Source organism: candidate division WOR-3 bacterium, from assembly GCA_039804025.1.
In the GTDB taxonomy this organism is placed as follows: domain Bacteria; phylum Hydrothermota; class Hydrothermia; order Hydrothermales; family JAJRUZ01; genus JBCNVI01.
Window position 1 is genome coordinate 39,638 of record JBDRZP010000006.1, and the last position, 26,003, is coordinate 65,640.

General features: G+C 28.4%; 26 protein-coding genes and 1 tRNA gene. 9 read left to right on the forward strand and 18 right to left on the reverse strand.

Annotated features, from left to right (window positions below):
• The first annotated feature begins 3 nt into the window (after nt 1-3).
• The 6 genes from ABIN73_03345 to ABIN73_03370 all read left to right on the forward strand — a co-directional run bounded on the left by ABIN73_03345 (nt 4) and on the right by ABIN73_03370 (nt 7,290).
• Nucleotides 4-1,215 carry a hypothetical protein gene (locus tag ABIN73_03345; protein ID MEO0268758.1) on the forward strand — a complete coding sequence of 404 codons (1,212 nt, stop codon included), beginning with the start codon at nt 4-6 and terminating at the stop codon, nt 1,213-1,215.
• Nucleotides 1,216-1,286: 71 nt separating this feature from the next.
• A complete protein-coding gene (locus ABIN73_03350) occupies nt 1,287-3,155 on the forward strand; it encodes a hypothetical protein (GenBank protein ID MEO0268759.1) in 1,869 nt (622 codons plus the stop codon).
• Between the two features lie 63 nt (nt 3,156-3,218).
• Entirely contained in the window at nt 3,219-4,151 is a 933-nt protein-coding gene (gene ispH / locus ABIN73_03355) for a 4-hydroxy-3-methylbut-2-enyl diphosphate reductase (GenBank protein ID MEO0268760.1), read from the forward strand.
• Nucleotides 4,138-5,058 (forward strand): site-specific tyrosine recombinase XerD, encoded by a 921-nt coding sequence (gene xerD, locus ABIN73_03360; GenBank protein ID MEO0268761.1) that lies wholly within the window; start codon nt 4,138-4,140, stop codon nt 5,056-5,058. The genes ispH and xerD overlap by 14 nt, the downstream gene beginning before the upstream one ends.
• A complete protein-coding gene (locus ABIN73_03365) occupies nt 5,033-6,190 on the forward strand; it encodes a hypothetical protein (GenBank protein ID MEO0268762.1) in 1,158 nt (385 codons plus the stop codon). Before xerD ends, ABIN73_03365 begins: the two co-directional genes overlap by 26 nt.
• The gene (locus ABIN73_03370; protein MEO0268763.1) at nt 6,187-7,290 is read left to right on the forward strand and encodes a DegT/DnrJ/EryC1/StrS family aminotransferase; all 1,104 of its coding nucleotides are present in this window, start codon (nt 6,187-6,189) and stop codon (nt 7,288-7,290) included. The genes ABIN73_03365 and ABIN73_03370 overlap by 4 nt, the downstream gene beginning before the upstream one ends.
• 274 nt (nt 7,291-7,564) lie before the next feature.
• Here the strand turns inward: ABIN73_03370 and ABIN73_03375 are convergent, their stop codons facing one another.
• The 6 genes from ABIN73_03375 to ABIN73_03400 all read right to left on the reverse strand — a co-directional run bounded on the left by ABIN73_03375 (nt 7,565) and on the right by ABIN73_03400 (nt 13,852).
• Complete coding sequence (locus tag ABIN73_03375; protein MEO0268764.1) at nt 7,565-8,293, reverse strand: hypothetical protein; 729 nt, start codon at nt 8,291-8,293, stop codon at nt 7,565-7,567.
• Between the two features lie 245 nt (nt 8,294-8,538).
• Nucleotides 8,539-9,315 (reverse strand): ABC-2 family transporter protein, encoded by a 777-nt coding sequence (locus tag ABIN73_03380; protein MEO0268765.1) that lies wholly within the window; start codon nt 9,313-9,315, stop codon nt 8,539-8,541.
• A complete protein-coding gene (locus ABIN73_03385; protein MEO0268766.1) occupies nt 9,312-10,115 on the reverse strand; it encodes an ABC-2 family transporter protein in 804 nt (267 codons plus the stop codon). The genes ABIN73_03380 and ABIN73_03385 overlap by 4 nt, the downstream gene beginning before the upstream one ends.
• On the reverse strand, nt 10,093-11,091 hold the full coding sequence (locus ABIN73_03390; GenBank protein MEO0268767.1) for an ATP-binding cassette domain-containing protein: 999 nt from the start codon (nt 11,089-11,091) through the stop codon (nt 10,093-10,095). Before ABIN73_03390 ends, ABIN73_03385 begins: the two co-directional genes overlap by 23 nt.
• A 147-nt stretch (nt 11,092-11,238) precedes the next feature.
• The gene (locus ABIN73_03395) at nt 11,239-12,609 is read right to left on the reverse strand and encodes a glycosyltransferase family 39 protein (protein MEO0268768.1); all 1,371 of its coding nucleotides are present in this window, start codon (nt 12,607-12,609) and stop codon (nt 11,239-11,241) included.
• Complete coding sequence (locus tag ABIN73_03400) at nt 12,602-13,852, reverse strand: trehalase family glycosidase (GenBank protein ID MEO0268769.1); 1,251 nt, start codon at nt 13,850-13,852, stop codon at nt 12,602-12,604. The genes ABIN73_03395 and ABIN73_03400 overlap by 8 nt, the downstream gene beginning before the upstream one ends.
• 11 nt (nt 13,853-13,863) lie before the next feature.
• Here ABIN73_03400 and ABIN73_03405 point away from each other — a divergent pair, with 11 nt between their 5' ends.
• Complete coding sequence (locus ABIN73_03405; GenBank protein MEO0268770.1) at nt 13,864-16,035, forward strand: AsmA-like C-terminal region-containing protein; 2,172 nt, start codon at nt 13,864-13,866, stop codon at nt 16,033-16,035.
• Between the two features lie 143 nt (nt 16,036-16,178).
• Here the strand turns inward: ABIN73_03405 and ABIN73_03410 are convergent.
• Nucleotides 16,179-16,254, reverse strand: a tRNA-Pro gene (locus ABIN73_03410).
• 126 nt (nt 16,255-16,380) lie between these two features.
• Here ABIN73_03410 and ABIN73_03415 point away from each other — a divergent pair.
• Nucleotides 16,381-17,580 carry a pyridoxal phosphate-dependent aminotransferase family protein gene (locus tag ABIN73_03415; protein ID MEO0268771.1) on the forward strand — a complete coding sequence of 400 codons (1,200 nt, stop codon included), beginning with the start codon at nt 16,381-16,383 and terminating at the stop codon, nt 17,578-17,580.
• On the opposite strand, the gene ABIN73_03420 is transcribed toward ABIN73_03415, so the two are convergent.
• Genes ABIN73_03420 through rplO form a run of 9 tightly spaced genes read right to left on the reverse strand, consistent with a single transcriptional unit; the run spans nt 17,581 to nt 23,455 of the window.
• On the reverse strand, nt 17,581-18,798 hold the full coding sequence (locus ABIN73_03420; protein MEO0268772.1) for a zinc-binding dehydrogenase: 1,218 nt from the start codon (nt 18,796-18,798) through the stop codon (nt 17,581-17,583).
• A 1-nt stretch (nt 18,799) separates the two neighbouring features.
• Nucleotides 18,800-19,456 carry a 7-carboxy-7-deazaguanine synthase QueE gene (locus tag ABIN73_03425; GenBank protein MEO0268773.1) on the reverse strand — a complete coding sequence of 219 codons (657 nt, stop codon included), beginning with the start codon at nt 19,454-19,456 and terminating at the stop codon, nt 18,800-18,802.
• On the reverse strand, nt 19,449-19,832 hold the full coding sequence (locus ABIN73_03430) for a 6-carboxytetrahydropterin synthase (protein ID MEO0268774.1): 384 nt from the start codon (nt 19,830-19,832) through the stop codon (nt 19,449-19,451). The genes ABIN73_03425 and ABIN73_03430 overlap by 8 nt, the downstream gene beginning before the upstream one ends.
• A complete protein-coding gene (rpmI, locus tag ABIN73_03435) occupies nt 19,833-20,027 on the reverse strand; it encodes a 50S ribosomal protein L35 (protein MEO0268775.1) in 195 nt (64 codons plus the stop codon).
• A gap of 36 nt (nt 20,028-20,063) precedes the next feature.
• Nucleotides 20,064-20,282 (reverse strand): translation initiation factor IF-1, encoded by a 219-nt coding sequence (infA, locus tag ABIN73_03440; GenBank protein ID MEO0268776.1) that lies wholly within the window; start codon nt 20,280-20,282, stop codon nt 20,064-20,066.
• Nucleotides 20,283-20,295: 13 nt separating this feature from the next.
• Nucleotides 20,296-21,045, reverse strand: a complete 750-nt coding sequence (gene map, locus ABIN73_03445; protein ID MEO0268777.1) for a type I methionyl aminopeptidase — start codon at nt 21,043-21,045, stop codon at nt 20,296-20,298.
• The gene (locus tag ABIN73_03450; protein ID MEO0268778.1) at nt 21,042-21,674 is read right to left on the reverse strand and encodes an adenylate kinase; all 633 of its coding nucleotides are present in this window, start codon (nt 21,672-21,674) and stop codon (nt 21,042-21,044) included. The genes map and ABIN73_03450 overlap by 4 nt, the downstream gene beginning before the upstream one ends.
• Complete coding sequence (gene secY / locus ABIN73_03455) at nt 21,674-23,005, reverse strand: preprotein translocase subunit SecY (GenBank protein ID MEO0268779.1); 1,332 nt, start codon at nt 23,003-23,005, stop codon at nt 21,674-21,676. Before secY ends, ABIN73_03450 begins: the two co-directional genes overlap by 1 nt.
• A 3-nt stretch (nt 23,006-23,008) precedes the next feature.
• The gene (gene rplO, locus ABIN73_03460; GenBank protein MEO0268780.1) at nt 23,009-23,455 is read right to left on the reverse strand and encodes a 50S ribosomal protein L15; all 447 of its coding nucleotides are present in this window, start codon (nt 23,453-23,455) and stop codon (nt 23,009-23,011) included.
• Nucleotides 23,456-23,588: 133 nt separating this feature from the next.
• Here rplO and ABIN73_03465 point away from each other — a divergent pair, with 133 nt between their 5' ends.
• Nucleotides 23,589-25,277: an ATP-binding protein gene (locus ABIN73_03465; GenBank protein ID MEO0268781.1), complete on the forward strand. Its 1,689-nt coding sequence runs from the start codon at nt 23,589-23,591 to the stop codon at nt 25,275-25,277.
• An 8-nt stretch (nt 25,278-25,285) separates the two neighbouring features.
• On the opposite strand, the gene rpmD is transcribed toward ABIN73_03465, so the two are convergent.
• A complete protein-coding gene (rpmD, locus tag ABIN73_03470) occupies nt 25,286-25,492 on the reverse strand; it encodes a 50S ribosomal protein L30 (GenBank protein MEO0268782.1) in 207 nt (68 codons plus the stop codon).
• Nucleotide 25,493: 1 nt separating this feature from the next.
• Nucleotides 25,494-25,997 (reverse strand): 30S ribosomal protein S5, encoded by a 504-nt coding sequence (gene rpsE / locus ABIN73_03475; protein ID MEO0268783.1) that lies wholly within the window; start codon nt 25,995-25,997, stop codon nt 25,494-25,496.
• Between the last annotated feature and the right edge of the window lie 6 nt (nt 25,998-26,003).

Below are 26,003 nucleotides of genomic sequence, written 5' to 3' on the forward strand. Positions count from 1 at the left end.
AAAATGGAAGTTAAAAATATAATTAAAATTTTACAGGACCAAATGGGAGTACCCTTTTTCCCTCTTTTATTCCAATTCCTTATGGTTTTAACCTTTACTCTTCATATATTTTTTGTAAATTTAACAATCGGAACACTTTTAATTTCTCTTTATTTATCATTTAAAAGAGATGAATTCAGCAAAAGGCTATCATCCTCTTTAATTAAAATGACACCAATCTCTATTTCACTTGCGATACTTTTTGGTATAGCACCCCTTCTTTTTGTTCAGGTAATATACGATGTTTTCTTTTATACAGCAAGCACTCTTCTTGGAGTTTATGTGACACTATTTATATTCTCAATGATGATTGCTTACACTTCAGTATATATCGGATATTACAATAAGGAAAAAAGAGAAGGTATTTTTAAATTTTTTGTCCTTTTATCTCTTTTACTCTTTTTGTTCTCTGGTTTTATAATTCATTCATTGAGCTATTTATCCCTATTACCTGATAAATGGATGTCTCTTTATACATCACTTTCACCTGTTAATACCTCAGGTCTTAACTTAAAGTATTTCCAAATTTCAAGATTTTTGCATTTTATAATACCTTCTTTAATTCAGACTGGAATTATCATAATGCTTTATTCGGATTACTTTAAAAATAGAGAGGATTTTGAAAAAACTTATCTTGAATGGTCTTATAAATTTGGCTCTAAAATTGCTTTATTATTTTTGATTATACAGATTTTAATTGGAATATGGTTTTTATTAGAAGTTCCCTTTGAGTTTAAATTTTTCTTAAATCCCTTTCTTATTATAGGAATCATATTTTCTCTTGTTCTCTTTTATTTCCTTTATGTAAGTTCAAAAAAGGTTTATGCATTTCCCAAAATCATTTTACTTTTATCACTTATTACAATTTTTTTCATGAGTTATGGAAGGGAAATTTTGAGAATGAATTATCTTTCTCAGTATGATTACTCAATTTTTAACTATAAGATAAATTTAGACCTGGGAAGCACTCTCCTATTTTTACTCACATTTATTATGGGTCTTGTAGTTATTTCCTTTCTTATTTACATCTCCTTCAAGGCAGGAAAAATCAAAGGTATCTATACTTCTAATGAAAAGGAAATAAAGTGGGGGAAAATAAGTATTTTCCTTATGATTTTCTGGCTCCTTGTGATAGTTTTCTTGGGAATTATAATAACAATAAAAAATATATCATAGGTTAAGGAAACTGAATTATAATTTAATTTAACCTGTTTGTTTGTTGGAGATACTTACATTTAAAATAATAAATGATTACATTTTTGATTTTATTAAATTTTATCTTCCCTGAAGAGAGATATTTTTTAAAGGTTTCAAAAGAACTTAACATTTCTTTAAATGAAATATCAATTGAAAAAGAAGGTTTTGAAATTTATGGATATGGTAAATACAGATTAAAAATTTTTGATAATTTAATTTTCTCACCATTGAAGATACCTACTTATATAAAAATAATTTCAGAAGGAATACTTGAAAATTGTGACTCCCTATGGTCTTTAACATACTTTGGATTTGCAAGAATCGATGAAGGAGTAAGGAGAGGATTAATTGAAAGACCACATAAATTTTTAATGGATTCTCTAAAAGAGATTAATCTAAGTAAATATATTAATAACATTTTAAAGCAAATTGGTATTAAAGAGGAGCTTACAGTTTCTGATGAGAATTTGTTAAAGGGTTTAATATTAATTTTTAAGGGAATAAAAATTTATTTAAATGAAATAGATGAATTCACAAAAAATATAGAAAAAGAAGATATAAAGAAAATAATTAAAGGTTTTGAAGAAGAAGGTGAAGATGGTCTTTCAAATCCTCATATTGAAAAAATTATTGAAAGTTTAGATTTTAAAATAATCTCAAAACTTTCAAGTGATATAAGTTTTTTCATTCAAAAAGGGCTTTTATTCTTAAAAAATTCAAAATTTGAAAATACCTTTGAGTTAAATTCAAATTACGGGAAGGTAGTTATAGGGAAAAAAGAAAATGATATTTATAACTCTCCTCCTTACCTTTTAATAATAGATCCTGATGGAAATGATGAATACCTAAATTCTTCAATTACAGATAAAGATTATCCCTTGAGTATTTTGATTGATTTAAATGGTAAAGATAAATATAGAGGAAGAAATGGTGCGGGTTTATGTGGAACTTCAATATTAATTGATTTAAAAGGGGATGACGAATATTCTGGCGAAAAAATTAGTATTGGAACAGGTTTATTTGGATACGGAATAGTTTTAGATTTTGAGGGAAATGATAAATATTTTTGTGATGCCTATGGAGAAGGTGCAGGTTTATTTGGAGCAGGTATTTTATGTGATTTAAAAGGCGATGATTACTATGAAGGGTTTCAGGGTATTCAGGGATTTGGATTTGTTAAGGGATGTGGTTTATTAATCGATAAAGAGGGCAATGATTTTTATATTGCAAGGGATGATACGGTAAAGTATCCCTCCCCTCAGAGTGATAAACACAATGTATCTCTTGCTCAGGGTATGGGATTTGGAATAAGGGCTGACTTCACTGATGGTCACTCCCTTGCAGGAGGTGCAGGTTTTTTGATTGATGGAAATGGTGATGATAAATATTTTTCAGGAGTCTTTGGACAGGGTTGCGGATACTGGATGGGTTCAGGTTTTTTAATAGATTTTAATGGTAATGATGAATATAATGGTATATGGTATACACAGGGATCTTCAGCCCATTTTGCTATTGGCACACTTTTAGATTTAAACGGAAATGATAAATATAAAACAGAGATGAATATGGGTATTGGAGCAGGACATGATTTTTCTCTTGGATATTTAGTGGATTATAAAGGTAATGATTTATATGAAGCGCCTAATTTAAGTTTAGGAGCAGGTAATGCAAATGGAATTGGAATATTTATTGATTATGAAGGAATTGATGAGTATAAAACAAAGGGAGGAATAACACTTGGAAGAGCAAATATTGATACAGGGAAAATACCTTCCTTAAGAAATTATATAAAATGCATAGGAATATTTATAGATGGAAAAGGAAAAGATAAATATTATGAAAAATTTGCAGGAAATAAGAAAATATGGAAACATAAGAAAAAAATTGATTCAGAAATAAATATTGGAGTTGATTTCTAGAAAATAAAATTAAACTAATTATAAATTTTTGAAATAATTAAAATTTAAGGTTAAAATATACCTATGGGATTTAAAATTTATCTTGCGAAACCAAGAGGCTTTTGTGCAGGTGTTGAAAGGGCAATTGAGATACTTGACCTTGCTTTGAAAAAATTTGGTCCCCCTATTTATGTAAGGCATGCAATTGTTCATAATGAAAAAGTGGTTAAGGAATTTGAAAAAAGGGGAGCAATATTTGTTGAGGATATTGAAGAAATTCCAGAAAAAAGTATTTTAATATTTTCAGCTCATGGGGTTTCTCCTGAAATCAGGGAGAAGGCAAAGAAAAAAAAATTAAAAGTCATAGATGCCACATGTCCACTTGTTACAAAAGTTCATCTTGAGGCAAAGTATTATGCAAAAAACGATTATTTAATTCTTTTAATAGGTCATAAAAACCATGTGGAAGTTCAGGGAACCTTAGGTGAAGCTCCTGATAGAATAATTGTTATTGAAAAAAAAGAAGACCTGGATAAACTTGATGGAAAAAAATTTGAAAAAATAGCAATATTAACGCAAACAACTCTTTCAGTTGATGATACAAAGGATTTAATTACGGAAATTCAGAAAAGATTTAAAAATATAGTTAAACCAAAAGCAGATGATATATGCTATGCAACCCAGAACAGACAGGATATGGTAAAAAGAATTGCTCCTTTTACCGATATATTTCTTGTCATAGGATCGCAAAAAAGCTCAAATTCAAATAGATTAAAGGAAATAGCAGAAAAATATGGAGCAAAAGCATACCTTATAAATGATAAAAGTGAAATTCCCTTGAAAGAAATTGAAAATATAAAATCACTTGGTATAACTTCTGGTGCTTCAACTCCGGAAAGTCTTGTTCAGGAAATTATTGAAGAATTAAAAAAATATGGTGCAGAAGAGGTTATTGAAATAAGTGGAATAGAGGAAAATATTAAGTTTTCTTTACCTTTGGAACTTGAATCTTTTTGATTTAAAAAATAAATTTATTGAATATATTCTACTTGAAAGAGGTTATTCAATAAATACAAAGGAAAGTTATGAAAATGACCTTGAAAAATTTTTTACATTTATAAATAAAAATGAAATTAATTTATTTGAAATTGATAACCTTGATATAACACTTTTTATTGCTGAATTAAAAAAAGAAAATTATTCAGAAAGTTCAATTTTAAGAATTTTATCTACTTTAAGAAGTTTTTTTAAATTTTTATCAGAAAGGGAAAATTTTAAAAAGGATCCAACACTATTAATAGAACTTCCTAAAAAATCTCTAAGATTACCTTATTTTTTAACTTATGAGGAATTTGAAGCCTTAAGTAACTCAATTGATATTGAAAAACCTTATGGATTAAGAGATAAAGCTTTAATAGAAATTTTATACGCCACAGGAATGAGGGTGAGTGAAGCTTTAAACTTAAAGAGAAGTGATGTAAACTTTGAAGAAGAAGTAATAAGAGTTAAAGGAAAAGGTGAAAAGGAGAGAATAATTCCTGTAAATAAAATATGTCTTTTTTACCTAAAGGAATACATAGAAAAAGAAAGAAATAAAATTTTAAAAAATAAAAATTCGGATTTTCTGTTTTTAAACAAAAATGGAACAAAACTCTCAAGGGTGGGGTTTTGGAAAATATTAAAAAAATATTCAATAAAAGCAGGAATTAAAAAATTACATCCCCATATATTGAGGCATACTTTCGCTACACATATGCTTTTAAATGGCTGCGATTTAAAAACTTTAAAAATAATTTTGGGACATTCCTCAATCTCAACTACACAGATTTATACCCATGTAACAAGAACACATTTACATGAAGTAATTGAAAAGTATCATCCAAGAGGTAAGTTTAAAAATGGTAGATTTTCAAAAATTACTTAGAAATAAATACATAAAAGACATTTATGAAATAGCAAAAAAATTAAATAGTGAACTCTTCCTTGTAGGTGGTGCAGTTAGAGATTTAATTTTAGGAAAAGAGGAAATAAGAGATTTCGATTTTGTTCTACTATTAGATCCCAAGGAATTTATTGAAGAACTTTCAAAAAAATGGAAAAAACCTTATAAAAGTTACCCCTTTAAAACCTATGAATTTGAATTTGATAATTTTGAGTTTGATTTTGCAATGGCAAGAAAGGAAAATTATTTGAAGGAAGGAAGTTTACCCCAAATTGAAAAAGCAGAAAGAATTGAGGAGGATTTAAAAAGAAGGGATTTTACAATTAATGCAGTTGCCCTTTTAATTTACCCTGAAATGAAAATAATTGATGTTTATAATGGAATTAATGATATTAAAAATAAAAAAATAAAAATTTTAAAAAATGGAAGTTTCCGTGAAGACCCTACAAGGGCAATAAGAGCAATAAAGTATAAAGTAAAACTTGATTTTGATTTAGAAATAGCTGAAGAAGAATTTGAAATGGCTAAAAAATTTATTAAAAATGTAAGTTTTCCAAGAATAAAAAAAGAAATAAGAGAAATAAGCATACTGAAAGAAAGAAAAAAAATCATTGAAGAACTTTTAAAATTTAACCTTTTAAAAAGTTATTTTGAAGAAAATCTGGAAGAAGAAAATAAAATATTAAAATTTCTTGAACTTTTTGATAAAAATTCAAGGGAATTTTCAAAGGAAGACTGGATATATATTCTCGCAATAATTCTAAAAAATGAAAATTATATAGAAAAAATAGATTCATTTCTTGAAAAAAATGAAAAGAGAGAATTTTTAAATTCTTTTAAAAATCAAAAAAAAGAAAGGTGTTATGAAATGAAGGATAAAAGTTTATTTATTTCTCTTTTAAAATCAGATTTTCCTTATTATAAAATTAAAAGTGTTATAAAAAACTTTTGTAATTTAAGAATTTTTGTTAATGGTGATTTTTTAATTAAAATGGGATTCAAAGGTGAAAAAATTGGTAAAATTCTAAAAGAAATAAAAATAAACAAAATAGAAGGTAAAATAGAGGATAAATTTGAGGAAATAAAATTTATTGAAAATTATTTTAAAAGATGAAAATTCCCTATTTTAAAATAAAGTTAAAAGAAGAAGAAAAGGCTTATTTACTTGATGTTCTTGAAAAAGGGCAATTATCCTTCGGAAAGGAATGTTTAAAATTTGAAAAGAATATTGCAGAGTTAACTAAAAGTAAAGCAGTTTTTGTTTCTTCTGCTACTACAGGACTTCACCTTGTTTATAAAGCACTTGAAATAGGTAAATATGATGAAGTTCTTGTTCCCTCTTTTACTTTCACAGCAACAGTTGAACCCTTAATTCATCTTGGTGCAACACCTGTTTTTGTTGATGTTATATCAGAAAAGTATCCTGTAATAGATTTAAAGGATGCTGAAAAGAAATTATCAAAAAAAACAAGAGCACTTGTTTTTATGTATTATGCAGGATTTATTGTTGATATGAAAGAATATATAGAATTCTGTAAAGAAAATAAAATTTATCTTATTGAGGATGCAGCCCATGCCTTTCCAGCTGAAAGAGAAAATAGGTATGCTGGAACTTTTGGTATAGCAGGAGTTTATAGTTTTTACGGTAATAAGAATCTTCATTTAGGTGAAGGTGGTATGGTTTTAACAAATGATGAAAGGTTATATGAAAGAATAAAATTACTGAGAAATCATGGTATAAAAGATTTATCTGTAGAAAAGAAAGATCTTGTATCTAATTATGATATAAATTTTCCTGGATTTAATTTTAGACCAACTGAACTTCAGGGTGCCCTCGGGAATATTTTATTAAAAAGACTAAAAGAAATGCAGGAAAAAAGAAAAAGAATTTATTTTAAAATAAGGGAAGAAATTGAAGGTAAATTTACATTTCCCTATGATGAAAATGAACCTTCTTCCTATCATATAAATCCTATTTTTACAGGAGATGAAAAAGAAAGGAAGGAACTTCTAAGATATTTAAGGGAGAAGGAGATACAGTGTTCCTATCATTATCCCCCTGTTCATCTTTTTTCTTATATCAAGGAAAGGTATGGAAGAATTTATCTTGATGTAACAGAAGATTTATCAAAAAGGGAAGTTACCTTGCCACTTTACCCTTGTTTGGAAGATGAAGAGGTAGATTACATAATTGAAATGTTAAAAAAATTCTAACATAACATTCTCAATACTCTTTACTTTTTATAAGACATAATCTTATTTATATTTTTATCGGGGTTGTTGCTCCTTTGCTGGGATTGTTGCTGTTACAATATGATTTGCAATATGGGACAGAAGAACTGCATTACAGCCTTAAAGGAATATTCAAAGAAAAATCCTGAACTTGCCGAAATAAATAAAAATTTTGGACTATAATATCACCTTCAAGTATCTTATCACTCTTATAATATTAAAAAACAGAAAAAGAGTATTTAAAAATTCTAATTTTTTATCTCCATACTATAAGATTACTTGTTGCTTTTCCACCTTCGTTCATATATAAAGTAGCAACATTGGTACACCACTGAACCTTTATCGTATGGGTTCCTGCTGAGAGATTTTCATACCAGGAAAGAACAATTTCTTTTGTATCATTTGTAAAACCGTATATAACTTCTTCATATACCTTTTGAACACCATCAATTAATAGCCTATAATACCCAATACTTCCTGAAGAAAAATGTTTGGTTCTTCTCAAGACTGCCAATACAAAAACACCTTGATTACCTGTTGTAATAGTAATAGACATTCCGGGTACATCCACCCATGTATTAGAAGATGTACTTGCCTCCGAAGTATAAACAACTTGATTTCCTGTACCACCTGCATCTGCGTCTGGAATAAATGCATTTTGGGCTGCATTCCACTTTAAAACCTGTCCTGCACTCGGAGCTGATTGTATCCTAATTGGCCATGAATTTATATATAAATCACCCTGAATCCTTGAATTACCAACAACATCAAGTTTATAGATAGGTGTACTTGTTCCTATTCCAACATTATAAGTTGATACTGCTGTCCATAAATATGTTCCATTTTCAGCCCATCCTCTTTGCCCTTCAATAAATACCTTTTGAGGTTTTTCATATTCTCCCTTAAGTTCTTTCATACTAACCTGACCCTGATAGAAAAATCCTATAAGAACAAAGGATAAAACTTTTAAAATTTTGAAGCCCATAGTTTAACCTCCATTTTTAAACCCCTATTATAATACTTTTTTTAGAATACTTTTTTCAATTTAATAGAATACCATAAAGACTTTAGATTTCTAATGTTTATTTTTTTAAACCTCCAGATTAATTGTTAAATTTTAATCAAGAAAGGTGAAAATTGTTATTTCCTTTAGGGTTAAAAATCTTAAAGCTTGTTAAGTAATATAAAAAGCATATGGTTCTCTTCCTAAATATGATGAATTCTTTATATCTATAGAGTAGCACCTTCATATCTTCTAATACCTTTTTTCCACATAAATTCAAAAATAATAAAAAATACAAAAAGAATAAAAGCCTGATAAAAAAGGAAAAAGAAATTTCTCTCTTTTAATAAAAATTTTACCGGATAGTTTGAAAGTATTATAACAGGAATTATCGTAATAAAAATTTTTCTGAAAATTCCTTTATAAATTTTTTCTGGATATCTTGCAAGGTCATAAAAATCATAAATTATGTAGTAAAGATTATAAACTTCAATTATCCAGAAAGTTAAAAGAACAATATTGTAATGTAAAAATAAATAAATCATAAAAGAAATTAAAAAGGAAAAAAGATAAAGTAAAATATCAGTAAATGAAGGGAAAGTTTTTAAAAGATAAAATCCATAAACAAGAAGGGCAAAATAGGAAGGAAATCTGTAAAACCAATCAAATCTTGGATCTCTGAGAGCAATAATAATTTTAGGATTAAAGGGTTTTATTAAATACTTTTCAAGCCTTCCTTCTTTAACAAGTTGTGAAAGAGAAATGATACCTGCTCCAAAAATACTTTTGTATAATGAATCAAGTAAATACGCAGTGCCTGTTAAAATATAAATTTCTCCTTTTTCAAAACCAACAATACTATTTACATAAGAATAGACAACTTGGAAAAATAAAAATGCAAATAAGGAATCTAAAAAGCCAAAAAGGATCTGCAAAAATGCATCAAGCCGAAAGGCTATATGAGATTTTAATTTTAAAAATAAAAATTTTAATATAGTTTTCATATACTCCCAGGAGCACTATATCTTTTTCTACCAAAATAAAAAACTATCTGTGAAAGAAAATAAAAGAATATTATCCATAAAATTAACATAAATAGTTCAATCACAATATTTACACTCTGTGCTTTACCAATAAAAATCTGCGCCGGGAAAAAACTTATATATTTAAAAGGGAGAAAAAGAAAAATTTTTTTAAAAGGAAGTAAATCAAGAGGAATTATTGAACCTGATAAAAAATATACTGATAGATCTAAGATTCTTAAAAAAGCAAAAGGCCTCTCAATCCAGAAGGCAAGGAGATTTAATAAGTATTCAATTATATAACCTAAAACACCACCTAAAAAACCAAATAAAAAAGATAAAAAGAAAGGCAAAAGCCCATAGGGTAAAATTATGTAATTTTTTAAAACAAAAAATAATAAAATTACACCCAAAATAGCAAAAATCCACCAGGTAAATAAATAAGAATATGCAGAGAAAAAATAAAATAAAAAATAGTTAATAGGTTTTGTTATATATTTAGAAAATGTTCCATTCTTTATTGAATCTGCTATTTCCCACCATGCGTGTGGTTTTGTTTCAAGAAAAAAATAAGAAATTATATAATATGTTATTAATTCAGATAATTTATAATCACCAATAATTTCTTGTTGATCATAAACTGATTTCCATAAGAAAAAATAAGTAAGAGGCGGAATTATTATAATTGATAAAAGAAAAAATGTGTTTACCTTATACTGGAGAGATTGAAGAATACTGATCTTTGAAACACTTATATATTTATAAGCTTTCTTCAAAAACATCCCTTAACACCTCCTCAAGTTCAGGCTCTTCTATTACAATATCGCTTATTTCAAAATTTTGGAACAAATTCCTTGCAATTAGAAGTGCATCAGATTTATTAACTAAAATTCTATAAACCCCCTCCTCTTCCTCATCCTTATGAATTTTAGAATAAATTTTCTCCAGTTCATCCTTTTTCTTTTCATTTTTCAAACTGAACTTTATCAATTTCTTACCTGAAAATTTTTCAATTGCACCCTTTACTTTTCCCTCATAAATTATTTCACCTTTGTTTATAACTATAAGTCTATCAGATAACTCCTCAACATCCTTCATATAATGACTTGTTAGAATACATGTTGCTTTATTCTTTTCAACATAATATTTTATGAATTCCCTTATATTTTTCTGTGAAACAATATCAAGACCGAGTGTTGGCTCATCTAAAAATAATACCTCTGGATTATAAATTAAACTTGCAATAAGTTCAAGCCTCATCTTTTGACCCTTTGAAAGTCTTCTTAAAGGAACATCAAGAATATCTTTCACATCAAGTATTTCTACCATTTCATTCAAATTATTCTTAAATATTTTATCATCAACTTCATATAAGTCTTTTATAAAATCAAGACCATCTCTTGCTGATATATCCCATACTATCTCCTCTAAAAACCCTTCAAGCCCCATAACAAATGTTATCTTTTTTAAAAACTCTTTTTCCCTTTTAAATGGATCAAAACCAAGAACACTCACATAACCCTCTGTTTTATAAAGAACACCTGATAGAATCTTCATACATGTTGTTTTACCTGCACCATTTGGCCCAACAAAACCAAGAATCTCTCCCTTATAAACTTCAAAACTAATTCCCTTTAATGCATAAACTTCTTCATATTTTCTTTTAAAAAATTCTTTCAGGGCTCCTTTAAGCCCTTTCTCTTTAATTGGTCTTTTATAAATTTTATGAAGATTCCTAACTTTTATAACCGTATTCATAACTAACCCCCTGTTTTATTTGAAAGTTAAATTAATAAAACTCTATCACATCATTACTTGCAAAATAAGATATAATTATCTCTTTATAATTTTCTGTTATGTTATATTTATACCATCAAATCTTCTTTTTTTCAATATTTCCAATATTTACAAAACATATTTTATTTTACATAAATAAACATTAAAATATTTAAAAGTATCTACAAAAAAGAAATTTTTTTCTTTAAATTCTCGAATTTCCCTGTTATCAAGAATAAGCCAAAATCTGTCTTTATTTTTTAAATAAGCAAAAATTTGGTTTTTTTCAATAACTTTTATATTTTTTTCATAAATTTTAAATGGCATCACTAAACTTCCTGAAACATAAACATATTTAACATTTTCTCTTTTTAGAATTGAAATTGCCTTTTTTATTTCAATTCTGTGTGGATATAATAAAAGTTTTAAATCATAAAAAAATGTTTTAACAAAAATTATAAAAAATGCTATGTAAAATATTTTCTTTAAAAAAAAATTTTTTATTGAATAATTCATAGAAATGATGCAAATTAAAACTGGAACTAAAAATAAAAGAAGCCTTCCGTGAAAGGGATAAATTCTCAGAAAAGAAAAGGATGAAACTGTCAAAATACAAATAACAAAAAATAAAAAAAGAATTTTATCTTTTCTATAAATAAGCAAAAGACCACTTATAAAAAAAAGAAAAACTAAAATTGGGATTCTAAGACCAAGAGTTCCGTGAAAAATTGAAATAAAAACACCTAAAAATCTTACATATTCTGAAATTTTAAAAGGATTAAAATAAAATTCATTCCAGTAATCAATCAAACCTTTAACTTCTCTATAAGGCAATAAAAAAATTTTGTAATAAAAAATTGAGAAAACTAAAAAAATTAAACTTGAAAAAATTAAAAAATAAATTTTTTTTAAAAACTTATTTTTATAAAAATGATAAAAGGAAACTAAAATAATTGAAGGAAAAAAGAAAAAAATCGTGAAGGAAAAAAATGGCAAAATTAAACTTGAAAGAAAAAATAAAATGGAATATTTTAATGAATAATCTTTTAAAAACTTAAAAAAAATAAACAAAAATAAACATGTTGTAAAAACATCTAAGGAATAGTGTTTGAATTCTGAAGAATAAAGTAAAAGAGTTTCTGAAATTAAAAAAACAATAAGAGAAATTAACAGAAATCCAATATTATCATCTAATTCCTTTATTAAAAAATAAAAAACAAAAAATGATAAAAGGGAAAATAAAAAGGGGAAAAATCTTATGATAAGTTCATTGTTTTTATCATTATCTAAAATTACTGAAACTTTATTTAAAATCAAAAAAAATAAAGGTGCCATTTGATTGTATTCAAGTTTTTCATTAATTAGTTCAACAAAAGATTTTTCTTTTAAATTCATTAAAAGAGCAGCTTCATCATGCCATAGATCTCTTCTCTGAATGTAAAGTAAAAAACGAATTAAAAAACCTGATAAAAAAATTAAATAAATTAACTTTCTATTCATCATGTTTAAAATCAACTATAAGGGTACTCCAGGAAAAATCTCTCATAGCCTTACCAGGATAACCTGTTAGAGGGTCATAAAACTCACAGAATCCAAATTTTTCAATAAGTTCTTCTGTTTTCTTTTTTATTATATCAGCCAGATCTTTTTTGTTATGCCTTAAAAGACCTTTATAGATAAACCAGTTCGTATTTACCCATGTAGTTCCCCTCCATAAAAATCTTGTATCTGTTAAAGGTCCGAAACTCTTTTCATCCCTTGAAACACTTGGGACAGGATAATTTAGAAAAAATTTTTCAGGATCTGTTAAATGTGATAAAAGGTGATTTACATAATACTCAGGAATATCAAGACATAAAGGGAAAAGTGAAGAAATTGTTTTAACTTTCATTTTCTCTTCTTTTTTATTCCTGTGATATAAACTGTAAAAAATTTTATCTTCTTCATTCCAGAATTTTTTAATTATCTTATCTTTAACTTCTTCATATTTTTTTCTGTAATATTCACTTTTATTTTCTTCTCCTATCTCCTTAAACAAAAAGGAGAGGGAATTTAGGGAAAGAGCATAAATTGTGTTAAAGGCAACATCCTCAACATCAAAAATTTCTTTTTCAAAAATTATATTTAAATCCCAATTTATCTTTTTATAAAAAAATAAAATTTCAGTAATTTTCTTAACTGAGTTTTGAGGGTCAAATTCAAAATTTTGAAAAACAATATCATATTGAGGAGAAAGGTCCATTCCTGATTCCATTGGAGTTATAATTGAAATAAGTGAATCTCTATCAGGGTCTCTTTCCCTTTCTAAATATTCATAGTATCTTTCAATTTTAAATATAAATTTTTTTAACATTTCTTTATCACCTGATTTTTTATATAATTTTTTAAGGGAAAGAGCAATAACAGGAGGTTGAATTTCAGCAGTGAAAAATTTATAGTCCGGATCTTGCTCCTTTTTCCACCATATTTTAAAACGATCTTTTAATCTAAAATTCCAGAAAATTATATGGGGAATAAAACCATTATCTTTTTGCACACTTAAAAGGGTTTCAAGTTCATTAATTGCATATTGAGTATTAAATTCAGACATAACAATAATATGAAAACAGGAATCCCAGAACCACTGGTGATAATGCTCTTTATCAGGTGAAATATAAAAGTAATTTTTTTTAAGATTTTTACTGAAACCCTTTTTTAAATTTTTAAGTAAAATTTTTTGTGCCTTTTCCCTTAATTTTTCCATATAATTTTATTATGAGAAAAATTATATTTATAATTCTTTCCTTTTTTGCCTTAATTTTTATTTTACTTTTAACAATTTTCTTTATCATAAAAAGCTACCTTACACCTGAAAGAATAAAAGAATTCACCCAGAAAACTTTGAGCGATGCACTCAAAAAGGATGTGAAAATTGAAAAGGTGGAACCCCATATTTCCTTAAGAAAAATAGGTATAAGTGCAAAAAATATAAAAGTTAAGGAAGATGAAAAAAGAGATTTTCTTGATGTTGAAAAAATTGAATTTTCCTTAAAAATCCTTCCCCTTATTTTTAAAAGAACTCTTGAAATAGACGCAATTTATATCAAAAACCCCTCTGTATTTTTATATCAGAAAGAAGAAGTTCCTGTTAAAAAACCTGAAAAGGAAAAAGAAGCTCAAAAGATTGAAATTCCTGTATTTTTTATTCTTAAAAGTCTTGAAATTGAAAAAGCGAAAATAGAGATAGTACTTTTAAAGGGAAAAAGAACAATTGTTTACCCCTTTAATTTAAAAATTTCTTCAAAAAGTATCACAAAGAATACCTTTGAATTTAAGGGTAATGGTGATGTTTCTTTAAAGGATTTTGAATTTGTTTCTCCCATTAAATACTCTTTCAATCTGAATTTTGACTTAACAAAGGATAAACTGGAAATAAAAAATTACGATCTTAAGGTAAAAGATATAAATTTAAATGGAAAGGGTGAGATTTTAAAATTACTTGTAGGAGAGCCTGAATATAAAATATCCCTTGAATCAAAAAATATACCTCTTACATTTGTTAAAGAAATTTTAAAAGTTAAAGAAATTGATTTAAGTGGTAATCTTGATGTTTTAATCAATGTAAGTGGTAATTATAAAGATATAATTCCTGATATAAAAGGTAAAATTGATGGAAAATCCCTTTATGTAAAAACACCTTTAAGAAAAGTGGATTTTACGAAATTTTTGATAGAATTTAAGGGTAAAAGAGGTGAATTAAACTTAGACTTTGCTTCAGAAAAACAAAAGGGTAATTTAAATATTGAATTTTCCCTTTTATTTCCAAATGAATTTAGTGGAAAAGGAAAAATAAATGGGGACCTTTTTGAATTTACAGGCAAAAGTTTAAATTATTCTCTGGATTTCAATGCAAAAGGGAGTGCAAAGGGTAATTTAGATATTTCAGGGAAATTTTATGCAGGAAAAAATGATTTAGCCTTTAATTTAAATAGTGAAACAAAAGGTAAAATAACTGTTTTAAAAGGTTTTTTAAATTCAAACAATTTAAATTTAAATGAAGTTCTGCCAGAGGAGAAAAAAACTGGTGAGGGTAAAAAAGAAACAAAAAAGCCTGAACTTATTCTTCCTGAGAATGTAAAAATTTTTATGGAAGGAAATATAAGGAATTTTGTTTATAAGGAAGACAACTTAAGGGATATAAAAGTTGAGATTGAAATTGATGAAAGGGGTATAAGAATTAAAAATTTAAAGGGAAAAGTTTATGGAGGAGAATTTGAAGGTAATATTGAAATTACAAAGGGCAGTATATTAGTGAGGTCAAATTTGAAGGGTAAAAATTTAGAATTTTCGGAACTTTTGAGAAATCATAAGTTTTACCTCGGAGAAATAAAAGGTATTTTAAACATAGAAACGGATAGTAAGTTTGACCTCAATGATATTCTCGGGACTCTTTATGCTTCAAACACTGTAATTGCTTTTAATGGAGAATTTAAAAAGGACCCGATTCTTGATAAAATAGCAGAGATTTTAAATATAGAGGAATTAAAAAATTTAAAGTTTAAAAACATAAATTTAAAAATAAAAATAGAAAAAGGTTTTATAGATTTTCCTGATTTTAAAATAGATGCTTCTGATTACTTTTTAGAACCAAAAGGTAGAGCATCTTTGAAAGGAGACCTTGATTTTGATATTCTGTTTAAATTCAGGGGAAGGGGGGCAGAGCTTTTGAGAAGGTATTCAGCTCTTGCAAATTATTTTACAGATAAGTCAGGAGATTTTGAGCTTTTCTTTAAAATAAAGGGGACATATAAAAATCCTTCTATTTCTCTTAATACCCAAAAATTTGAAGAAAAAATAAAGGAAGAATTAAAGAAAAAAGGAAAGGAAAAACTTGAAGAGGGTGTTAAAAAGGGACTTGAAGAGTTAAAAAAGAGGTTTGGTTTTTAGATAGGATAAATAGAGTTGAATTAGGAAGTTTAAGTTTTTACTGGATAAAAGTTGGTGGAGTATAAGGGGAAAAGTTTATTTCGGGCAAAAGTCAGATTTCCTATAAAAAAATAGGCTAATATGGGGAGGGGTAAAATATTTAATCGGGGCGCGGGGATTTGAACCCCGGACCTCTACCACCCCAAGGTAGCGCGCTAAACCGGACTGCGCTACGCCCCGATTAAAATAATTATATAAAAAAAATATAAAAATTTCAACTTTGAATAATTAAACATTTCCTTTCTGTTTCTTGATTATATAAGATATCTAAAAATAAAATAAAAATTATCAAAGAAGGAGGTAATTATGGATATTTTTGAAAAATGCAGGAATTTAACTCCTTTGAATCCACTTTATGAAGCAAAAATTGCAATTGAAAAAGGTGTTTACCCTTTCTTTCTTCCCCTTGAAAACAATGAAGGAACTGAAGCAATATTTAATGGAAGAAGGGTTTTAATGTTTGGTTCAAATAATTATTTAGGACTTACAACTGATAGAAGGGTAAGGGAAGCAGCAATTGAAGCAATTAAAAAATATGGAACAAGTGTAACAGGTTCCCGCTTTATGAACGGAACTTTAAAGATTCATCTTGAACTTGAAGAAAAACTTGCAGAATTTTTAAGGAAAGAAAAATGTATTGTATTTTCAACAGGTTATCAAACTAATGTTGGAACAATTTCTGCAATTGTTGGAAAGGATGATTATGCAATTGTTGATAAAGAAGACCATGCCTCAATAATTGATGGATGTAAGATGTCCTTTGGTAAGATGGAAAGGTTTAAGCATAATGATTTAGAAGATTTAGAAAAAGTTTTAAAAAAGTTACCAGAAGACAAAGGCAAACTTGTCATAGTTGATGGTGTTTATTCAATGACCGGTGAAATTGCTCCATTACCTGAAATTATAAAAATATGTAAAAAATACAATGCAAGAATTATGGTTGATGATGCCCATTCAATAGGTGTCCTTGGTGAATGCGGAAGGGGAACGGCAAATTATTTTGGTGTTGAAAAGGATGTTGATTTAATAATGGGAACATTCAGTAAATCCTTTGCAAGTCTTGGTGGTTTTATTGCCGGTGATGAGGATGTTATATTTTACATTCAGCACGTTGCAAGGTCTTTTATTTTCAGTGCAGCAATCTCACCACCGAATCTTGCAAGTGCATTAAAGGCACTTGAAATTATGCAAAAAGAGCCCGAGAGAATTGAGAATTTAAAAAGAGTATCTGAAAAATGGAGAAACGGTTTAAAATCACTTGGATTTGATATAGGGAAAACCCAAACTCCAATTGTTCCTGTATATATGAGGGATAAATGGAAAACAGTTTATATGTGGAAAGAACTTTTAGAAGAAGGTATTTATGTTAATCCTGTTGTTCCACCAGGTGTTCCGCCGGGTGATTCACTTTTAAGAACAAGTTGTATGGCAACCCATACAGATGAGCATATAGAAAAGGGTCTTGAAATTTTCAAAAAGGTTGGGAAAAAATTAGGAGTTATATAATTATTTAAAGATAAATGCTGATTTTATAAGTTTATATTTCCCCTTATTTAAATTTGCCTCAATTGCCTTTTTATAATCCTCTATTTTAAATTTATGGGTTAAAAGATTTTTTAAACTTATCTTTTTATTTTTTAATAAATCAATGGCAATTTCATAGCATCTTTTTCTTTCATTTAAATAATTTTCAGTGCTTGAAGAATTTGTTCCTATAAGTTTTGCCTCTTTAAACCAGAGTAATGTTAAATCAATAAAACTAAAAATTCCAAATGTTCCTATTAAAACAATTTTTCCACCAGGTTTTATCCATCTCAAAGAATTTTCTATCATATTTTTATTTCCAGTGCATTCAAAAATTATATCAAATCCTGAATTTAAAAATTCTTTTCCTAAAATTGGTTTTAAAATTTTTGAATCTGTTATTTCAGCAAATTTCTTTAAATAATCTTCTTTTAAATATATAACTTCTGCAAAATCCTTTATCTTTTCTGCTTGAAATTCATACTTTGCTAAAACAAAAATTTTTGATTTACTAAGAAGTGCCCTTAAAGCATAAACCGCACAAATTCCTATTGTTCCTGCACCTATAATCAAAACTTTATCAGTATCATCTGGAAAATTTCTTATAACCGGGTGAAGGGCAGAACAGAAAGAATCAATTAAAATTGCATCTTCATCTGAGATTTCTTCAGGTATTTTAAAAGTCTGGAATTCATTTGCAATAAAATATTCACTCCAAGAACCAGAGGTGTTTCTGCATGCCCCTATTATAATTCCTTCACTTAATTTACCTTTCTCAGAAAAATTCAAACATCTTGAATATTCACCCTTTTTACAGTTTTCACATAAATTTTCTATTTCCTTTGCCCTGCATGATAAAACAGGGTCAACTATAACTCTATCTCCCTTTTTAAAATTTTGAGCATCTTCACTTTTTTCATAAACAATTCCAACATTTTCATGCCCTATAACAAAAGGAGAAGAAGAGTAAGGTGATAGGGTAGGTGAGTCCTTTAAAGTGATTAAATTTATATCACTTCCACATATTCCACCATAAATTGTTTTTATTTTTAAATATTTTCCCCCTGGTATCTCAGGCTCTTTTATTTCTGTAAGTTTGGTACAGGAAAAAAATGAATAATAAAATGATTTATTCAATTTACCAAGAATTTTAGTTAAAAAATACTTTGGGACGCTTTCTTCAAAGATTATTGCTTTCATATCATCTTACACCCATTAGAATATGAAGTCTATCACTAAATTTAAAACCATATTTTTTTGATAATTCAAAAACCATCCTTTTTCTTTCCATTAATTCCTTAATATTTTTTGACTCTGGCATTAGATATATTCTCCTTTTATCTATTCCTAACTTTTCTTTCAAATCAAGAACTTCGTATATATCTTCCTCTTTTTTTATTACAAACTTAAAAATTGCTTTTTCCCTCTCATTAAAACTTTTTAAAACATTTATCTTTATCCTCTTTCCATAAGGCTCACCTGAATTAGAAAGTTTTGGAGATACATTAAAATGAACATCTTGAGGTAAAAAACTTTCTATTGTACCATTAGTCTCAACCTCTATTAAAAATCTTTTGGCAAGAAGATTTTCAACAAGAGGAAAAAAAAATTTTTCCCACAAAAGAGGCTCCCCTCCTGTAATTACAATATGATTAATATTATATTTTAAAATTTTTTCTTCAATTTCCTTTAAACTCATCCTTTTATATATAATCTTTCCCTTCCATGTATAATCAGTATCACAGAAGGAACACCTTAAATTACAGAAGGCAAGCCTTAAAAAAACTGCCCTTTTACCTATAAAAGGTCCTTCACCCTGAATTGATTCAAAAATTTCTGAAACTGGTAAATTATTCAAAATAAATTGCTTGTGAAAAGGGGGTTTCCTCTATCTTAACTGATTTAACATTCAACCCCCTTTCCTTCAATTTATAATATGCCCATTTTGAAAGATTTTCACAGGTTGGATTAAAGGGTAAATTTATAACTCCCTTTATATCCTTTACTCTTTCATCCTTTTCATGTTTAAAGAAAACATGATCAGGAAAAATTTCCTTTATTATCCTTTCAAGTTCCTCAAAATCCATTCCCATTCCAATTTCATCAAGTTTATCAAATAAAACTTCAACTTCTATCCAGAAAGTATGACCATGGGGAAAATTACATTTCCCTTCATAATTAAATAACATATGACCTATTTCCCTTTTTATTCTTTTTTTTAAAATCCAGGGCATTTATACATCAATCAGTCTTCTTATTCTCTTTTCATCTGATCCTTTTAAATAATCAGGTTTTCTTAACCTCCTTTTCCTTTTAGCATTTTTGCTTCCTGCAAGATGTGAATGAAAAGCATGATAGTATTTAACCTTCCCTTTTTTTGTTAATTTAAATCTTTTTTTTGCTGTTTTTTTTGATTTTAACTTTGGCATTTTTTCTCCTTAGAACTTTTTAAGGGAATAGAACCCTTAAGACTTTCTGTAAATTATCCTTCCCCTTGTAAGATCGTAGGGAGAAAGCTCTATCACAACTCTATCACCAGGCAATATCTTTATAAAATTCAGCCTCATCTTACCTGAAAGATGACATAAAACAAGGGGACCTGAATCAAGCTTAACCCTGAACATTGTATTAGGTAAAACTTCCTGAACAGTTCCCTCCATTCTTATTACACCCTTTTTTGCCATAATTTTTCCTCCCTTAATCCAATGTAGTTAAAATAACAGGCTCATCATCAATCAAAACAGTATGCTCAAAATGAGCAGAAGGCTTTCCATCAAGCGTAACAATAGTCCATTTATCTCTTAAGACCTTAACTTCATGGGTACCCATATTTACCATAGGCTCAATTGCAATAACAAGCCCTTTTTTTAATAAAGGGCCCTCTCCTCTTTTACCATAATTAGGAATAATTGGCTCCTCATGTAGATAGTGTCCAACTCCGTGACCCGCAAGTTCTCTTACAACACTAAAACCTTCACATTCGACTAAACTCTGGATTTCAAAACCAATATCACCTACCCTGTTACCCGCTCTTGCCTTTTCAATCCCTGCATAAAGGGCTTTCTCAGTAACCTGAAGCAATTTATCTAATTTACCATTTACTTTTCCCACCTTATATGTTTTAGCTCCGTCTCCAAAAAACCCATTTTTATTAACACCCACATCTATTTTAACAATACTTCCTTCTTCTAAAATCTTATTTTCAGAGGGTATTCCATGAACAACCTCCTCATTTATAGAAATACAGGAAGAGGCAGGATAACCCTTATAGCCAAGAAATGCTGGAAAGCCTCCCATTTTTCTTATCATCCTGTCAATTATATCATTTAACTTTTTTGTCGATATTCCGGGTTTTATATACTCTTCTATATCATAAAGAACCTTTGCAACTATTTTTGATGCTTTTTTTATATTCTCTATCTCTTCTCTTGATTTTAAGATTATCATAGAAAAATTTCTTTAATTTTACTCTCTATTTCTTCCGCTTTTCCTTTTCCATCAATTACATGAAGAATTCCTCTTTTTTTGTAATAATCAACAAGGGGATATGTGTTTTCTCTAAAAACACTTAGTCTTTTTCTTATAACTTCTTCCTTATCATCATCTCTTGTAATCAATTTAACATCACACTCATCACAAACTTCATCTTTTTCTGGTGGATTAAAAATAAGATTGTAAATTCTATTACACTTTGGACAAACCCTTCTTGAAGAAAGCCTCCTTATTATTTCCTCATCATCCACATCAAAATATATAACATGAGTTAAACTTTTATTTAATTTTTTTAAAATAATATCAAGACCCTCTGCCTGAGGTATTGTTCTCGGAAATCCATCAAGAATAAACTCATTTAGATCTCTTATAGCTTCTTCAACAATTTTCAACATAATTTCATCAGGAACAAGGGTTCCCTCATCCATATATTTTTTAGCAAGTTTTCCAAGCTCAGTCCCTCTTTTAACATTATCTCTCAAAAGATCACCGGTTGCAATTACAGGAATATTGTAATCCTCTGATATTTTCTTTGCCTGTGTTCCTTTACCTGCTCCGGGTGGTCCAAGGAATAAAACTCTCATTAACCTCTTCTTCCTCTGAATCTACCTTTCTGTAATAAACCTTCATACTGTCTTGTCAAAAGATGGGATTCTATCTGCTGAAGCGTGTCCTGTGCAACACCTATTATTATTAAAAGCCTTGTCCCACCAAAATAAAAGGGAACATTTGTAATTTTTGAAATATAATAAGGCAAAATAGCAATAAGGGCTATAAAAATTCCTCCGGGAAGAAGTATCCTTTTTAAAACATTATCAATATATTCAGCAGTTTTATCTCCAGGTCTAACTCCAGGAATAAAACCTGAGAATTTCTGTAAGTTATCAGCTATATCTTTTGGATTTAGAATTACTGCTGTATAGAAATAATTAAAAAATATTATAAGAATTCCATAAACTAAATCATAAAGTAAGTGTCCTGGGTTGAAAAGCTGGGTGTATATCATAATGTCCTGTAATTGCGGAAAAAAGGAACCAAGTGAATAGGGTAAAATCATTAAACTCTGGGCAAAAATTATTGCCATTACACCAGCAGTTGTCATTTTAAGGGGTAAATGAGTTGAGGCTCCTCCATAAACTTTTCTTCCAATTATTCTCCTTGCATACTGAACAGGAATTTTTCTTGAGGATAAATTCATAAAAACTATTGCATAGGTGATTAAAAATAATATAGCACCTGCAAATATAATTGCTGCAAGGGATATTGCTCCATTTTTTAAAAGCCCAAAAGTCTGAAATACTTCCTGTGGAACTGTATCAAGGGAACCCACAAAAATTAAAAGGGAAGCCCCATTTCCTATACCCCTATCTGTAATCTGTTCACCCAGCCACATACAAAAAACTGCTCCTGCTGAAAGTGTAATAACTGTTAAAAGAGTAAAACCAATTCCAGGATGTGGAACAATCGGTAGTCCTGAGGGAGAAGTAAATCTTGTTAGAAGCGAAGAAATTCCAAAAGATTGAATTGCAGCAACTAAAACTGTTAAATATCTTGTCCATTGCTCTATCCTCCTTCTCCCTGCTTCTCCTTCTCTCTGAATTTTTTCGAGATAAGGAACAGAAGTAGTTAAAATCTGGAATATAATTGAAGCAGAAATATAAGGCATTATTCCAATACCTAAAATAGAAGCTCTTGATAAAGCACCACCAACAAACAAATCAAAAAGACCAAGGAAAGAACCCCTTAATTGCTGGGCAAATAGTTCTCCAAGGGCTCTTGTATCAATCCCGGGAATAGGAATATGGGTTCCAAGTCTGAAAATTATAAGAACAATAGCAGTAAATAAAAATCTTTCCTTTAAATCCTTTATTTTAAAAAGATTTTTAATCCTCTCAATTGCAGGTTCAGATGCCATTTTTTAATTTATAAATTTAACCTCTCCCCCAGCTTTACAAATCTTTTCAATTGCCTTTTTTGAAGCCTTATGAACATAGACCTTTAAAGGGAAATTAATTTCCCCTTTAGAAAGAAGTTTAACTTTTAAGTTCTTTCTCAAAAGTCTCCTTTTTTCCATCTCTTCATAGGTTGCTTCCTCACCCTCTTTGAATTTTCTCACAAGATCCCTTATGTTTATAACTTCATATTTTTCAGCAAAAGGATTATTAAAACCTACTTTTGGTAACCTTCTGTAAATGGGCATCTGTCCTCCTTCAAATTCTGGCCCTTTTTCCTTACCTGACCTTGATTTTGCTCCCTTATGACCTCTACCTGAAGTTTTACCATGACCTGAACCAATACCTCTTCCAACTCTTTTTCTTTTTTTAACAGAACCTTTTGCAGGTTTTAATTTACTTAAATCAAGCATTATATTTCCTCCTTTTTAATTCAGTTATCGGGAATTTTTAATTTTAACTTATTATTATAAAAAAACTTTTTAAAATTTTCAAGCTATTAATTTAAATTTGACTTTTTTTAAGTAAAATTTTAAAATAAAATTAATGGGAAGATTACCTCCCCCTTTTAAAATTTTCATCATATATTTAATCATAGGGGGATTCTGGATAATTTTTAGCGATAAAATTACATATTTAATTTTCAGAGAACCTGATTTATATCTATTGGTTCAGCATTTCAAAGGAATTTTCTATATATTAACAAGTGGAATAATTTTTATGTTTATCATAAATTTTTATTTCAAAAGATTAGAAGAGGAAAAGGAAAAATTAGAATCAATTATTAAAAATTCACCCCTTGCAATATTTATTTCTGAAGATTCCAAAATAATATTTTTAAACCCCTCTCTTTTAAAAATTCTCGGATATTCTGAAGAAGAAATTAAAGAAAAAAAATTAGAAGATTTAATATCAAAAGAGGAAATTGAAAATTTTAAGAGCAAGTCAAAAGAGACTCTTGAAGGAAAGATAAATAATTTTTCATCAAAATTCCTTAGAAAAGATGGTGAAATTATAGATGTAGAAATCTGGCAAATTAAACTTAAAATTAAAAATAAAAAGAAACTCCTTAATATATGTGTTGACATTACTGAAAAATTAAAATTAATAGAAGAAAAAGAAAAATTAAAAGAATATTACTATGAAATCTCAAAAACGGAAGCAATAGGTAAAATAGCAAGTGGAATAGTCCATGACTTTAACAATTTACTTACAGCCATTTACGGTTTTTCAGAACTTTCCCTGATGGAAATAGGAGAAAAACACCCAGTTTCTAATAACCTTAAAGAGATAATAAATCTTGTTGAAAGGGGTTCAAATTTAACAAGAAATTTACTTGTTTTTTCAAAAAGGATTAACCCCGAATTTATGCCTTTAAATTTAAAGGAAATAGTGCCAGATTTTGTTAAAATTTTGAAAAGAGTTATAGGAGAAAAAATAAAAATTGAAATAGGTTTAGATGAGAATTTATGGTATATTTATGGAGACCGCACAAATATAGAACAGGTAATAATGAATATGGCAACAAATGCAAGGGATGCAATGCTTCCAGAAGGTGGTGTTTTTAAAATAAAAGCAGAGAATAAAATTATAGATGATAAAAAATTTGTATGTATTACCTTTGAGGATACAGGAAAAGGAATTAGTGAGGAAAATAAAACCAAAATTTTTGATGACTTTTTTACAACAAAAGAAAGAGGGACAGGGCTTGGGCTTTATATATGTGAAAATATTGTTAAAAAACACAATGGATTTATTAAGTTAGAAAGTGAAGTAGGAAAAGGAACAAAATTTTTTGTTTATTTTCCTGCTTATTTCTATAAAAAAGAAACCGAAGGAATTGAAGAAAAATATAAAGTTGAAATAAATGGAAAAAATAGGAAAGTTTTAATTTTAGAAGATGAAGAAGATATAAGAAACATTTTATCAAAACTATTAACTTCTCATAACTTTGAAGTTTTCTCCCTGTCAACTGCAAGGGAAGCAGAAAAATTGTTAGAAAAAAATATCAAATTTGATATAGTATTATCTGACCATGGATTACCGGATAAAAGTGGAATGGAGATTTGCGAAAAAATTAAAAATAAAATTCCAGAAGCAAAGATAATCTTAATTACAGGATATATAGATGCTGTTTTAAAAGAAAAAACATTGAAGGAAAAGGGATTTCACCTTATTTTTAAACCTTTTACCCCGAGTGAAGTGCTTGATTTAATAAAAACAATATCCCTTTAAATTAAAAACTAATTTTTGCTACTTTTCTCCTCTATCTCTTCAACCTCAACAAGATACTTAACCTTATCTATCATCCCCCTTATCTGGGGTGTATCTTTTTTAATAACAACTTGTCCTATTTTCTTTAATCCTAAAGCTAAAAGCGTTCTCTTTGCTCTCCAGTTAGCACCGATTCTTGATTTTATCTGTTTAATTTTTAAGTATTTCTCCTTCATACTAAGAAATCATAAATTTCCTTGTAACTCTTGAAAGAGGCAAACCTCTTTTCTTTGCAACTTCTCTCGGGTCTTTTAGCTGTGAAAGAGCATCCATAGTAGCCTGAGCAAGGTTACAGGGTGTGCTTGAACCAAGTGATTTTGTTAAAACATTTTTATACCCTGCAGCCTCAAGAATTGCACGAACTGTGTGGCAGGCAATGAGACCTGTTCCAGGGCCAGCTGGTTTTAAAAGAATTTTGGCAGCACCAACTTTACCTATAACCGGATGGGGAATTGTTCCGTTTATAATCGGAACCTTTATCATATTCTTTTTTGCCTTTTTTAAAGCCTTAGCAATTGCATCAGGAGTTTCAGTAGCTTTTCCATGACCTATTCCCACTCTACCATCTCCATCACCCACAGCAACCCAGGCGGATATTTTAAATCTCCTTCCACCTGTTACAACTTTTGCAACACGGGAAAGGCTTATTATATTTTCAATAAGGGTTCTTTCTTCTTCCATAGGTTT